The 13,324-nt window shown below is 42.7% G+C and carries 12 protein-coding genes; 11 read left to right on the plus strand and 1 reads right to left on the minus strand.

The features are described 5' to 3' along the window. Positions 1–95: 95 nt before the first annotated feature. The 10 genes from DC498_RS17115 (at position 96) to DC498_RS17160 (ending at position 11,978) form a co-directional block, all read left to right on the plus strand. Positions 96–2,180, plus strand: a complete 2,085-nt coding sequence (locus DC498_RS17115) for a heavy metal translocating P-type ATPase (RefSeq protein WP_206197665.1) — start codon at positions 96–98, stop codon at positions 2,178–2,180. Next, positions 2,177–3,235 (plus strand): YncE family protein, encoded by a 1,059-nt coding sequence (locus DC498_RS17120; RefSeq protein ID WP_116875409.1) that lies wholly within the window; start codon positions 2,177–2,179, stop codon positions 3,233–3,235. The genes DC498_RS17115 and DC498_RS17120 overlap by 4 nt, the downstream gene beginning before the upstream one ends. A 122-nt stretch (positions 3,236–3,357) precedes the next feature. Then, positions 3,358–4,014: a DUF3347 domain-containing protein gene (locus tag DC498_RS17125; protein WP_054282520.1), complete on the plus strand. Its 657-nt coding sequence runs from the start codon at positions 3,358–3,360 to the stop codon at positions 4,012–4,014. Positions 4,015–4,025: 11 nt separating this feature from the next. Beyond that, positions 4,026–4,550, plus strand: coding sequence for a DUF305 domain-containing protein (locus DC498_RS17130; protein ID WP_054282519.1), 525 nt, complete (start codon positions 4,026–4,028; stop codon positions 4,548–4,550). A gap of 32 nt (positions 4,551–4,582) precedes the next feature. Continuing rightward, positions 4,583–5,002 (plus strand): hypothetical protein, encoded by a 420-nt coding sequence (locus DC498_RS17135; RefSeq protein ID WP_054282518.1) that lies wholly within the window; start codon positions 4,583–4,585, stop codon positions 5,000–5,002. A 27-nt stretch (positions 5,003–5,029) separates the two neighbouring features. Next, positions 5,030–5,485: a heme-binding domain-containing protein gene (locus tag DC498_RS17140; protein WP_054282517.1), complete on the plus strand. Its 456-nt coding sequence runs from the start codon at positions 5,030–5,032 to the stop codon at positions 5,483–5,485. Positions 5,486–5,496: 11 nt separating this feature from the next. Next, a complete protein-coding gene (locus tag DC498_RS17145) occupies positions 5,497–7,770 on the plus strand; it encodes a multicopper oxidase family protein (protein ID WP_054282516.1) in 2,274 nt (757 codons plus the stop codon). Positions 7,771–7,873: 103 nt separating this feature from the next. Further along, on the plus strand, positions 7,874–8,455 hold the full coding sequence (locus DC498_RS17150; RefSeq protein WP_054282515.1) for a GNAT family N-acetyltransferase: 582 nt from the start codon (positions 7,874–7,876) through the stop codon (positions 8,453–8,455). A gap of 447 nt (positions 8,456–8,902) precedes the next feature. Next, positions 8,903–10,663: an ATP-binding response regulator gene (locus DC498_RS17155; RefSeq protein WP_165813877.1), complete on the plus strand. Its 1,761-nt coding sequence runs from the start codon at positions 8,903–8,905 to the stop codon at positions 10,661–10,663. 121 nt (positions 10,664–10,784) lie between these two features. Beyond that, the gene (locus tag DC498_RS17160; protein WP_054282513.1) at positions 10,785–11,978 is read left to right on the plus strand and encodes a hypothetical protein; all 1,194 of its coding nucleotides are present in this window, start codon (positions 10,785–10,787) and stop codon (positions 11,976–11,978) included. A 41-nt stretch (positions 11,979–12,019) separates the two neighbouring features. Here the strand turns inward: DC498_RS17160 and DC498_RS17165 are convergent, their stop codons facing one another. Beyond that, on the minus strand, positions 12,020–12,541 hold the full coding sequence (locus DC498_RS17165; RefSeq protein ID WP_054282512.1) for a hypothetical protein: 522 nt from the start codon (positions 12,539–12,541) through the stop codon (positions 12,020–12,022). Positions 12,542–12,788: 247 nt separating this feature from the next. On the opposite strand from DC498_RS17165, the gene DC498_RS17170 reads away from it, so the two are divergent. Continuing rightward, complete coding sequence (locus tag DC498_RS17170; RefSeq protein WP_054282511.1) at positions 12,789–13,265, plus strand: hypothetical protein; 477 nt, start codon at positions 12,789–12,791, stop codon at positions 13,263–13,265. Positions 13,266–13,324: the final 59 nt, after the last annotated feature.

The following is a 13,324-nucleotide window of genomic DNA, read 5'->3' on the forward strand; positions in this document are numbered from 1 at the left end:
AGTATTCAAAATACTGGGCGAACGATACCGTAACAGAAGAAAACGTTTTGGATTAAGAGTAAATTTAATCGCTGGCATTTACAATTATGAATTATATGCCTTTTTCAATTAATACAAGAGGTCTATTGGTGCCAGTTGGCAGTACATCAGCTTCTCATAAGCATACATCAGGACATGGGCATGCTGAGCATTCTTCTCATGATCATGAAAAAGAGGGCTTTAATAAGCATGCAGGGCATCATACCGGCGATTTCCTGAAACGCTTTTGGGTAAGCCTGGTCATTACAGTTCCTATCCTGCTGTTATCACATATGATACAGCAATGGTTGGGTTTCAGCCTTGCTTTCACCGGCGATAAATATGTATTGCTGGCACTCGGAACAACAATTTATCTCTATGGAGGCTTCCCCTTCCTGAAGGGAATGATGGGCGAGATGAAAGCAAAAGCCATAGGGATGATGACACTTGTTGCCATCGCCATATCCGTAGCCTACATCTATTCGGTGGCCGTGGTGTTTGGCCTGCAGGGCATGGATTTCTTTTGGGAACTGGCAACCCTTATCGACATCATGCTTTTGGGGCATTGGCTGGAAATGCGTTCCCAGATGGCTGCTTCCCGGGCATTACAATCACTGGTGGCCTTACTGCCAAACGATGTCACCGTTGAACGAAACGGAGAAGCCGTAAAAATAAAGCTCGAAGAGTTGCAAAGCAATGAAACGGTTATCATAAAGCCGGGGGAAAAAATTCCGGCGGACGGCTTGGTACTGGAGGGTGTTTCTTACATCAACGAAAGTATGCTTACCGGGGAAAGTGTTCCCGTAAAAAAGGAAACGAACAGTAAGGTGATCGCAGGATCTATCAATGGCGACGGTGCGTTGAAGGTAAAGGTAACAGCAGTAGGAAAAGACAGCTACCTGAACCGGGTGATTAACCTGGTACAGGAGGCGCAGGCCACTAAGTCCAATACGCAGAACCTTGCTGACAAAGTAGCCAAATGGCTCACCTTTATTGCCATTGCCGTTGGCATAGGCACATTCGTTTATTGGTTTGCCAGCAGTGGTGATACTGCCTTTGCCCTTGAAAGGATGGTGACGGTCATGGTAACCGCCTGCCCGCACGCATTGGGTGTGGCTATCCCGTTGGTGGTCGCCATTTCCACCACACTTTCGGCAACCAATGGTCTGCTCATTCGCAACCGGACGGCATTTGAAACAACCCGGAAGCTATCTACCGTCATTTTTGATAAAACCGGAACGCTCACTAAAGGTTCCCATGCAGTGGAAAAAGTGATCCCGTTAACGGACGAGTATAAGGCTGATGAAGTGATCCAGTATGCTGCCGCAGTACAGCAAAATTCGGAACACCATATAGCAAAAGGCATCATGGCAATATTAAAAGAAAAGGGCCTTGCCTTATGGAAGTCTGAAAACTTCAGCTATATGCAGGGCATCGGTGTTAAAGGTGTTGTCAAAGGGAAAAATGTAGTAGCTGCGGGGCCAAATTATTTCAAAGAAAACCACCTTTCCTTACCGGAAATTCCAGCAGAAATCAACCAGGAAGCCGAAACGGTCAACTTCGTTCTCATCGAAAATCAGGTAATCGGCATCATCACTTTGGCAGACAGCATCCGGGAGGGTTCCGGACAGGCAGTTGATGAACTCAAAAAAATGGGCATTAAGTCCTTTTTGCTCACCGGGGACAATGACAGGATCGCTGCTGCGGTGGCCGGAAAATTAGGAATGGACGGTTATTTGGCAAATGTGCTGCCCCATAACAAGCAGGAAAAGGTAAAAGAGTTCCAGGATAAAGGTGAAGTGGTTGCCATGACAGGTGATGGTGTCAATGATGCGCCTGCACTGGCGCAGGCAGACGTGGGTATTGCCGTAGGTTCCGGTACGGATGTGGCTGCCGAAACAGCGGACATCATATTGGTGGACAGTGATCCCAGGGATGTAGTTAAGCTGATTGACTTCGGTAAACTCACCTACAAAAAAATGGTGCAGAACCTGATATGGGCGGTGGGTTACAACGTCGTGGCAATTCCACTTGCAGCAGGTGTCCTCTATCCAAAATTTATTTTAAGTCCCGCTATGGGTGCTGTGCTGATGAGCGTAAGCACCATTGTAGTGGCTATTAACGCAAGTTTCTTAAAAATCAAAAAATTAAATCTAAAATGAAAAACGTAGCATTTTTTGTAGTAATCGCTGCCGGTTCCTTTACCACCTTGTCCTCTTGTAACAAAGATGATAAGGGAGACATGCCAATGGACAAAAATATTGATTACCCCGCAGCATACGTGGTCAATGGTGAAAGCGCCACCGTTTCAATTATCAAGCTAAGCGATAATACCGTGAGCGAAACCTTTGACATCATGAACTCCAGTGGTAATATGATTATGTGGCCGCATCACATTTATAGCCATCAAGATCATTTAAGCATCGGCGTGCCGGGTATGGATTTGAGTGCAGGTCATACTGGTGGCATGGCAGGTATGAAAGGGCGTATCCTGATTCTGGATGCAAAGAAAGGAACCATTTTAAAGGATATCGAAACACCGGCAATGAACCACAATGCCGTTTATTCACCGGACGGTACAGAAATATGGACAACGCAAATGGCGATGGATGGAAAGGTGTTGGTTTACGATGCCACCACCTATGCTGTCAAAAATACAATCTCCGTAGGTGAAGATCCGGCGGAAGTAACCTTTAGCACGGATGGCACAAAAGCCTACGTGTGCAATGGTGGCAGTGGTACAGTTTCAGTGATCAGTCCTTCTGCAAAAACTGTGGTAGCTACCCTGACCGTAGGCGACGATCCTGTCGGAGCCTGGCCTGCCGGTAACGGTAAAATGTATGTGGACAATGAAGCTTCACAGACCATTTCCGTAATTGATGTAGCTACCAATACGGTAAGCGAAACTGTTAGTTTAGGTTTTATGCCCGGATTTGCCGCCCATAACGCGTCAAAAAATGAACTATGGGTAACTGACCCTATGAATGGGAAAGTTCATTACTGGACTTGGGACAATGCCATGAGTATGTGGATGCACGCGGGTGTATTTAATACCGGTGCAGGGTCGCACGCCATTGTATTCACACAGGACGGGAATACCGCTTATGTCACCAACCAGGAAAGCAATACGGTTTCAGTAATCAACGTATCATCACATGCCGTAACAAAGACGCTCAACGTTGGTAAAAAGCCCAATGGCCTCGTGATAAAAATGTAAAAGAAAGGTGGCATAGATGCTATCATCTATACCGCTAACAATAACTCTTACCGGTTGCCGGTACTGCATGGTACGGTGGTAACCCTAACTTAAAATACTTATTCAATTTAAAAATTAATAAAATGAAAAATTTCGCATTATCAATCTTCGCAGTTATCATAACATTTGTAGCAGTATCCTGTACTGAGTCTTCAAACAAAAACCAATCTGGAACGGATACCACCGCGGTTTCGGGCGGGCAGGCGACTTCCCAATCAAATGATACCTTAACCGCCCCTGCCGCTATCGATACATCAAACGGTAAACAGCCAGGCGAATCAGTAAATGCCGCAGCCAAAGGATTTTCCATTGCGCCCATCATTACCGGCTACCTGTCATTAAAGAATGCTCTTGTTTCAGACGATGACAAAGCTGCTGCCGGAGCCGGTAAAAAACTCTTAGCTGCTTTGAACCAGGTAGACATGAAAGCCATTCCTGCCGATAAGCACAAAAAATACATGGACATAGCGGATGATGCTAAAGAACATGCAGAGCATATCGGGGCAAATGTTGGTAACATCCACCATCAACGCGAACATTTATCCTCGCTTAGCGAAGATTTGAAAGACCTGATTGATTTGTTTGGTACATCACAAACATTGTATCAAGATCATTGCCCGATGTTCAACGACAATAAGGGAGCGGTTTGGTTCAGTGAAAACAAGGAAATCAAAAACCCTTATTATGGCTCGAAAATGCTGACCTGCGGTAAGGTGCAGCAAACAATTAACAGCAAATAAAAATCAGTTATATGGAAAATATGGAAAACAGTCACAATGCACACCATGCTTCAGCGCATGGTGTGCACAATTCAAAACATGCTTCTGGCATGTACAAACGCTTTGCGGTGATGGCTGTCGCAATGTTCGGAGTTATGTATTTTATTATGTACGCCATGATAGACGGGTGGCAGAACCTTCTACTCAATATCAACAATTTGTATATGACCTTGCTGATGACCTCGGCAATGTTGCTTATTGAATTATTGATCATGAAAATGATGTACCCCAACAGAAAGATGAACTGGTTGATAGCAATAATTTCAGTCGCCGTTGGCATTTTTTCATGGTTTGGTATCAGGGAACAAATCAATGTCGGCGATAAGCAGTTTGCAAAGGGTATGATACCCCATCACGCAGCAGCCATATTGATGTCTGAAAAGGCACACCTGACCGACCCGGAACTGATACAGTTGCAAAAAAACATACTTAAAACTCAGGCAGAAGAAATTGAACTGATGAAGCGCAAACTAAAAGAGTTTGAAAATGATAAATAGGACGATGATAAAATTCAAAAAATAATTTCAACATGAGCAAAGTATTAATCGGCTTGCTTTCCCTGTTAACCCTGCTATGCACCGCTTGCGGGCAGGCAGGGTCCAATAAGGAGGAAGCAACACACCATCACCCGGAGGCAGTTGCAACAGGCCACGAACATCATATCCAAAAAGGCGAATTGGTCCCCTCAGATGAAGTCTGCATGGTCAACGATGCCTATATGGGTAAAAAGCAATTTGACGTAAAATTTCAAGGTAAAACATACTATGGCTGCTGTGATATGTGCAAAGAGCGTATTCCAAAAGATGCCAGCGTTCGGGTGGCAACGGACCCGTACTCCCACAAGCAAGTGGACAAAGCTGTAGCGGTGATTGCCGTAACGGGAAACAACGGCGAAGTATCCTACTTTGAGAACAAGGATAATTACGACAATTATTTAAAAAAACAGTAGTCACACTTTAAATGAAGCCACAATATTATGTCCTTAAAAAAGAAAATCATATTGGGGTTGGCTGTTATCTTAATCGGCATGCAGTTTTTTCAGCCGTTACGAAACCAGTCGGATGAAGTAACCGCCTCTCATATTGAAAGGGTTTACGCCGTACCCCAAAACGTAAAGGCCATCCTTACCCAATCCTGCTATGACTGCCATAGCAATAATACCCGCTATCCGTGGTATAGCCGTATCCAGCCCGGAGCATGGTATATGGCACGGCATATCAAAAAAGGCAAAGAGGAACTCAACTTTAGCACTTTTGGGGATTATTCCGCCCGCAAGCAGCGAAATAAGTTCAGGGCAATGGCGGGTCAGGTCAAGGACGGGGAAATGCCGTTGTCGTCATATACGTTGATTCATCGCAACGCAGTATTATCACAGGATGATAAGCAGGTTTTGATTAATTGGTTTGGCACGATGGAAGACAGTATTAAATAAAATTTGAAATAATGAAAAGATATAAAGACATACCCATAAAAATACTGCAAACAGTGCTGATACTGCTTTGCACACAAACCCTGTTTGCACAGAAGGTGGTGCATTACGAGCTGTATGTAAAAGATACCCTTGTAAACTATGCAGGAAAACAAAAAAGAGCGATTGCGGTAAACGGGCAAATACCCATGCCCACGCTTACATTTACCGAGGGAGATACTGCCGAAATTGTAGTACACAACCTGTTAAAGGAAAGTACATCATTGCACTGGCATGGCGTATTCCTGCCCAATAAAGAAGATGGCGTACCATATCTTACGCAACAGCCGATTAAGCCCGGTACTACCTATACCTACCGTTTCCCGATTATTCAGCACGGTACACACTGGTATCATTCCCACTCAGGATTGCAGGAACAGATAGGGATGTACGGCAGTTTTGTAATGAACAAGCGTGCAGACGATAAGACCTTTAGAAAAGGAATTGACGATTTGCCCACCTTACCCATTGTCCTGAGCGAATGGACAAATTATAACCCTAATAACATTAACCGGATGTTGCACAACGCCAATGATTGGGCTGCCATCAAAAAGAATGCAACGCAGTCATACGTTGAAGCTATCAGAGAAGGAAAATTAGGCGTAAAAGTAAAGAATGAGTGGAAACGGATGCTGGCAATGGACGTAAGTGATGTGTATTATGATAAGATCCTTATGAATGGCCACAATTCGCCGGAGTTAAAATCGGTGGATGGAAAAACATTGAAGGCTGGGGATAAAGTCCGTCTTCGTATCTCCAATGGCGGTGCATCTTCTTATTTCTGGCTGCGTTACGCCGGTGGTAAAATTACCGTAGTGGCAAATGACGGTAACGACGTGGAGCCAGTAGAGGTGGACAGGTTAATTATTGCCGTATCCGAAACATACGATATAGTGGTCACCATACCTGATGATGGTTTGGCGTATGAATTTTTAGCGACAACCGAAGACAGGACACAATCGGCAAGCTATTTCATTGGTAACGGGGTAAAGCAGCTTATTTCACCGCTGCCAAGATTGAAATATTTTGAAGGGATGAAGATGATGAACGACATGATGAAGATGAACGGCGACCTGGACGACATGGGTATGAAGATGAGCCTGAACCAAATGGATATGAATGTGGTCATGTACCCCGAAATTACAGGAGAAGCAGGAAAAAAGGCTGACCATAGTAAGCATGGCGGAATGAATATGGATAATGATCCCAACCGTTATAATGCGAATGCTTTAGGAGATATTGTTACTTTAAATTATGCCATGCTCAAATCTCCCTATAACACATCACTACCTAAAGATGCGCCTGTAAAAAACATAAAATTCACCCTTACCGGGAATATGAACCGCTATGTATGGAGCATGGACAACAGGGTACTTTCTGAAACGGATAAAATACCTGTCAAGAAAGGAGAAATACTGCGCATTACGATTTACAACAACTCCATGATGCGCCATCCCATGCACCTGCACGGGTTTGATTTCAGGGTGCTAAACGGAAAAGGTGAGCATTCACCGCTTAAAAATATCATTGATATCATGCCGATGGAAACAGACACCCTTGAGTTCGCGGCTAATACGGAGGGCGACTGGTTTTTTCACTGTCATATTTTGTATCACATGATGTCGGGCATGAACAGGGTGTTTGCCGTAGGCGATTACCAAAATCCCAACTTACCCGATAAGGCTAAAGCCTATAGAGCCTTACAGCGGGAAAGCAATATGCCACATTTCATGGCGCAGAATGATTTTGCCACCAATGGAAATGACGGAACGGCAATGCTACAAAACACCAGGTGGAACCTGAGTTCGGAATGGCGTTTAGGTTACAATGATATGCACGGCTACGAGGTAGAAACACATTTAGGCAGGTATTTGGGCAGAATGCAATGGTTTATGCCATTCATAGGTTTTGACTGGCGTTACCGCAGACTCGGTATTGATGAGCACGAAAAGAATTTGTTTGGGCAAAGAAATGAGAAAGACACCCGCAGACAGTTTAGTTTAGGATTTATCTATACGCTGCCGATGCTGGTTAACTTCCAGGCAGAGGTATATCACGATGGAATCGTCCGGTTGCAAATGATGAGAGAGGATATTCCTATATCCAAAAGATTACGGGGCGGCTTTATGGTGAATACGGACTTTGAATACATGGGGGAACTTAGTTACATCATCAACAAAAACATCGGCATCCGCACTCACTACGACAGTGATATGGGATGGGGTGTCGGATTATCATTGACCTATTAAGATGGATAAACATAACGACGATATTTACTGGTCTGATGCGTAATCTTCTCACCGAAGCGATTAGATCCTTGTAAAATAATATAAAACTGTATAACCAATATTTATGAAAAAAGCAAATTACACCCACAAGAATTTAGTTATTGAAATTCTTGCATCGTCATTTGACACCAACGCAAGTGTTAACTACATTATTAAACAGGATAAACATAGAGAGAAACGAATACGTGCACTGATGGACTATTCTTTTGAGGTATGCTACCTGTTCGGTGAAATTTTTCTCTCCAACGATAACAAGGCTTGCGCTCTTATTGTATATCCCGACAAGAAGAAAACTACCCTGAAATCAATCTCATTAGACCTCAAATTGATCTTCCAATGCGTGGGCATTGGCAATATTATGAAAACGCTTAAAAGGGAAAAACTGATAAATAGCCTTCATCCTAAAGCACCATTTAGTTATCTGTGGTTTATCGGTGTTGCACCGGAAGATCAGAATAAGGGCGCAGGAAGCAAGTTGCTCCAATCAGTGCTTGACTACAGCGATCAGCAGAATCGCCCCGTTTATCTTGAAACATCAACAGTCAGGAACTTGCCGTGGTACGATAAGTTCGGCTTTCAATCCTACCATGAGGAGTATCTAACCTATCATCTTTATTTCTTCAGCAGGGCAGTCAAAAATCAGTAGGGAATGTTAGTGTTCGGGACACAGATGCACATTGTCACATTCGCTTTTGTGAGCATAGAAATTGTTTTCTTTTTCTATCTGGTCATTTTTAAATTATCCCGACCAGGTGATAAGACAACATTCCTGAACATCATTCTTTTGCTTTTACTGATCACGTATAACGTGACCGGTGGTTTGCTTCCTGATCCTAATTTGCCAGGCTCATTTTTCACACAGGAGGTAATTGCATACGCTACCGGATTTATTACACCCTGTTATTTTCCATATTATGTATATAAGGGATTCGGTCTTACAAAATTGAAATTTCACGCTTACCGTGGCGTGTACTTTTTCCTGGTTATACCTTATCTGATTTTCGTATTTATTTTTTGGATTTCAAACGACCTACGGAATGCTCAAAATCTTCTGGTCATTCCAGTTCTCTATGCAATTTGGGTCATTATCTCTTTGTTTAAAGCTATTCGCTACAAGTATAATAATAATTTTAGCAGCCTTGAAGCAAGGCAGGAGATGGTCGTATTACTGTTCAGTCTGACACCGTGGATTGGGTTACCGATCATTGACTATTTTAAATTCGGACAGGCAATCGAAGCATCAATTACTAATATCGGCTTCCTGCTACTGTTCGGCTTGCAGGTGCATAGAAACGTAACGCAGCTTCGGATAGAACATGGAAAGCTGATTGAATCGGAGCAACGGCTAAGAAGCTGGAATGCCGATTTGCAGGATGAAGTGAATAAACGCACCAAAGAACTGGAAAAGATCAATGAACAGAAGACTAACAACTTTATTAACCTCGTTCATGAAACAAAGACACCACTTACGCTGATCAAAAATTATCTCGATGAATACATATCCAAATATGGTTCTGTCCAGGAACTGGATGTAATAAAAGGCGGCGTTGATAAACTAACAGCCGACGTGATAAACCTGTTCGACATTGAGCGGTTTACAAAGGGTATAGATACTTACAAACACACTCGTATATCTGACTTCAGTGCTATCTTAAGCAACAGCCTTTCTTTGTTCCAGCATTATTGTTATATGCAACAGATTACCTGCTTTGTTGACATAGAAGATGGGCTGCTGATAAAAGCTGATCCCAATGCGATTAACCGTATAGTCAACAACATTATTGAAAACGCAATAAAGTTTACAGACGAAGGCGGTCAGATAGCTATATCCCTGACGAAGCAGGAAGATAAAATTGTATTTGCGGTTAAGGATACCGGCGACGGAATACCCACTGAATTACAAAAGAAAATATTCGAGCCTTATTACCAGATAGGGCATAAAAATACGGGACTTCAGGGTATGGGGTTAGGCTTGCCTATTGTCAAAAAAGTAGTGGATGGGCTTGGAGGAACTATTGCTATTCAAAGCCAGCCGGAAGTAGTTCCGGGAACAACGGTTACAATCACGCTCACTCAACATACATTAGGTAGCAATGAAGAAATTGCTAAATCAGGTACAGCTATCAGTAAGCTCAGTTACGAATACAGTTATGATACCATTGCCGACAGTGAATTTAAAGCGGGCAGGCGCACTTTGCTTTTGATTGAAGATAATATTACAATGATTAATTTCCTGCTTCAGAAATTAAGTACGGTGTATAATGTATTCTGCGCAAGAAATGGTGCGGAGGCTTTGAAAAAGCTCCACGAAATAACGGTCATTCCCGACCTTATTCTTTCTGATGTAATGATGGACAAAATGGATGGTTTTGCTTTCGCCAGGAAACTGGCAGAACAGGGAAGATATTCACATATACCTTTAATTTTCCTAACGGCTAAATCCACACAGGTTGACAAACTGAAGGGCCTGAAGTTGGGCGCAATAGACTTTATTTCAAAACCTTTTTCCTTTGAAGAATTGAGCCAAAAGATTGAAACCATCTTGGATAGTATCAACAAACAGCAAAAGGCTATCTTAAGTTCCTCCATAGCCCAACTTCAAACCTTAAAAAACCTGGGGCAAGAAGGTGTTTCCGCTTCCAGCCAGACAAAGTTTGAGGAAAACTGTAAGCTGCTGCATTTTACCACAAGGGAAATCGAAATAGCCCGCCTGATTGTGAAAGGCAGAACGTATAAGATGATCGCCAAAGATCTGTTTATCTCTGAAAAAACGGTCACTAAACATATCCAGAATCTGTTTGAGAAAGCAGATGTCAGGAACAAGATTCAACTCATCAATAAGCTGAACAAATAGCTACAAGGCATTGATTTACTACTATTTGAGTAGGGAAATAGTAGGAATTACGTATAGTTTCAGGGGTGGTATGGGGCTACATTTGTGGTGACAAATGTTTGCCATATAAAAGGGAGGGCTTATGTGTGAAGGTTATGTACTTGAATGGCTGGACACTTTGATTTCCGTCACTCTGAATCCATTAAAATCGGAGGTTGGTTCAATACCACCGGAAGACATCAACAAATTACAGAATTTGATAATTCAGGAAAAGGACAAAGTTCAGTCCGCCATCAAATTCACGGTGTTTAATCTGAATGACGAAACAGCGATAAAGTGCGCCATAAAAAACTATCATTCCAGCCTTGTCAGCTTGCTTGACCAGGCACTGGAAAACAAGGGTCCGTTTGCGGAAAATGCAGCGCCCCAGGCGATACTGGATAATATTATTTCATGTATCGAGGAATTGCTTTTTTTGATAGAAAGGCGTTTTACCAGCTATTTGGGCATTGATGAACGTGTGCCTGCCACCTACTTCGACCTGCTCAAAAAAGAGTTGCTAAAAAGGTTGCCACGGACAATAAAAAAACATAGGGAACAGCATTCATTAATTCCGGTGCTGGAGTTGATTATTCGGGAAGTGGAAGCATTTCTAAACCTGCCTTCAGATAAGCACAAGCATACTTTCAGGGAGATGTTCTATCTGAAAGATCTTTGTGTGGAGCTGGAATTTTTGGAATATAATGATGATGCCACGCTTTACACCACACTGGATGAGGTATTGATCCGTATGAACTTTAACAGCAAAACGTACATCTATAACCTTACGGAAAGAATAGCAGCACACATCAACAGCGTGGAGCAACCTTCTGAAAGAATGGAGTGTTTGCTGTTTGACTTGAAATCATTTAAACAGCTTCATAAAAAGCCTGGAATGATTTTTCTAACGCAAAATGCGGTTCTGCACAAGCAGGTGGACAATTGGTTTTCTCAGGAAATATTTTACCTCGAAAAGAAAATACATTATGCAATTGTTCCACTGAAAGGTGGTGAACAGAAGTCAGCACCAAAAGACAAGGAAAAAGAGAAATTGCTTTCAATACTCTCAGTTGACCAAATGGCGCTGATATTGAGGGCGGCAGATGATTTAAGAATCGTAATGGCCCGCTCTCTGAATAGTGTTTTTAAAAATATTGTTCCATTTTTGTCAACGCCTTATCAGGAAAACATCTCTTACGACAGCATGAGAAGTAAATCCTACTCAGCAGAAGGAAGGGATAAAGAAATAGTAACGGAAACTCTGCAACAGATGATTAAGAAGATTAATGAATATTGATAGCACCCGGCTTGTTCAAAGAACACACTGCAACGGGATATTTAACGCTGGCTATCCAATTTCCAGCCCGTATCAAAATGATCGAGGCGGGCACGTTGTGTTTCTGTTTGGGAAAGGTCACGCTTCATGAGTTTGGCAAAAGGTGTTACATTTTTATAAACGACAGTATATTCCACAGTTGCGCTCTTATTATCCTCCTGTAATTGAATGCCCGTAATTTCCCCTAAATCCATGTCAGCAACTTTTACTACCTGCACATTATCGTACTTCTTATCTATGCGAATGAGGTAAGGTTTTGCCTTCTCTGTAAAATGGACGATTGGTTGTCCTGCATCTTTTAGCTTCTGCGTTTTATCAACTGTCACCCATCCCTCTCCCTCCAGCCCCGCATCCAGTAGCTTCTTCGCACTTGCGGGGTCAGTCATATTGATTTCATACTCGTACACTTTTGGATAATTCTTGGCTTCACGTATAGCTGATGCAGCTTCTTCCTTTTCCAATTTGGTTTGACTACAGGAGGCCAGGAGAAAAATGGCAATTCCTAATACACTTCCAGTTTTCATAACGATTCGCTTTTAGTTTTTCACGATAGTCATTCAAAATTCCGAATACTAATTTAAAAAAAATAATCGGTTTGCAGAAGACTGTATGCCTGATTATCAAGGGGTACAAGGGGTACAACTTAGAGTACAAGATAAAGTTGGACTTGAAACGCCTTCGCTGTGTTTGTTTTTTTGCTATCGAAACCAATCGAAACAACTGGTTCTTAAAGGGTCGGATTGAAAACTGTTAAACGAAAAAAGTAAGCGTATGTTAAAGAACATTTCATGGAGTGACTACATTATTGCAGTTGCCATACTATTAGCCATTTACTACCTGTTTGTAGGTGTAAGGTATTTTTCTGCTGAAATCAAAGATCTGCTTTCAGGGAAACGTAAACCGAAACTCAGAACAATATCTTCTGATAACAACGGCATGTCTGATCCTGGCGATGAACCGGGGCAGCAAGAAATGAGCAGCTTTGAAAAAACAACGGATGATGAGTTTACAGAAGTGGAACATCTCATTGAACGTCTCAAAGCTGTTGTGGCTGATGCCTCCCGCAGAAAGCTAATCCCACAGGAATTTAAACAATATCTGAGCATGGTACTGAAGGAATACCCTTCCGTGCGATACTCGCCCATTCGGTCGTCAGTCAATGAACTGATTGTAACCGAGTGTCAAAAATATGGTGCTGTTACACTCAAGGAAGATGAAGTGGAACTGTTGTGGAAAGAAGCAGTGTAGCAGTCCATTAACGGAGCGTGCTTCCCTGTCCCTCCTGGTGCGTAAGGGCAAAGTGTGGT

This window comes from Terrimonas sp. (assembly GCF_003075435.1).
GTDB lineage: Bacteria > Bacteroidota > Bacteroidia > Chitinophagales > Chitinophagaceae > Agriterribacter.

Bases quoted from the DNA above. Each gene is read 5' to 3' on its own strand.
- DC498_RS17115 (WP_206197665.1), top strand. From the start codon at position 96: ATGCCTTTTTCAATTAATACAAGAGGTCTATTGGTGCCAGTTGGCAGT.
- DC498_RS17120 (WP_116875409.1), top strand. From the start codon at position 2,177: ATGAAAAACGTAGCATTTTTTGTAGTAATCGCTGCCGGTTCCTTTACC.
- DC498_RS17125 (WP_054282520.1), top strand. From the start codon at position 3,358: ATGAAAAATTTCGCATTATCAATCTTCGCAGTTATCATAACATTTGTA.
- DC498_RS17130 (WP_054282519.1), top strand. From the start codon at position 4,026: ATGGAAAATATGGAAAACAGTCACAATGCACACCATGCTTCAGCGCAT.
- DC498_RS17135 (WP_054282518.1), top strand. From the start codon at position 4,583: ATGAGCAAAGTATTAATCGGCTTGCTTTCCCTGTTAACCCTGCTATGC.
- DC498_RS17140 (WP_054282517.1), top strand. From the start codon at position 5,030: ATGTCCTTAAAAAAGAAAATCATATTGGGGTTGGCTGTTATCTTAATC.
- DC498_RS17145 (WP_054282516.1), top strand. From the start codon at position 5,497: ATGAAAAGATATAAAGACATACCCATAAAAATACTGCAAACAGTGCTG.
- DC498_RS17150 (WP_054282515.1), top strand. From the start codon at position 7,874: ATGAAAAAAGCAAATTACACCCACAAGAATTTAGTTATTGAAATTCTT.
- DC498_RS17160 (WP_054282513.1), top strand. From the start codon at position 10,785: ATGTGTGAAGGTTATGTACTTGAATGGCTGGACACTTTGATTTCCGTC.
- DC498_RS17165 (WP_054282512.1), bottom strand. From the start codon at position 12,541: ATGAAAACTGGAAGTGTATTAGGAATTGCCATTTTTCTCCTGGCCTCC.
- DC498_RS17170 (WP_054282511.1), top strand. From the start codon at position 12,789: ATGTTAAAGAACATTTCATGGAGTGACTACATTATTGCAGTTGCCATA.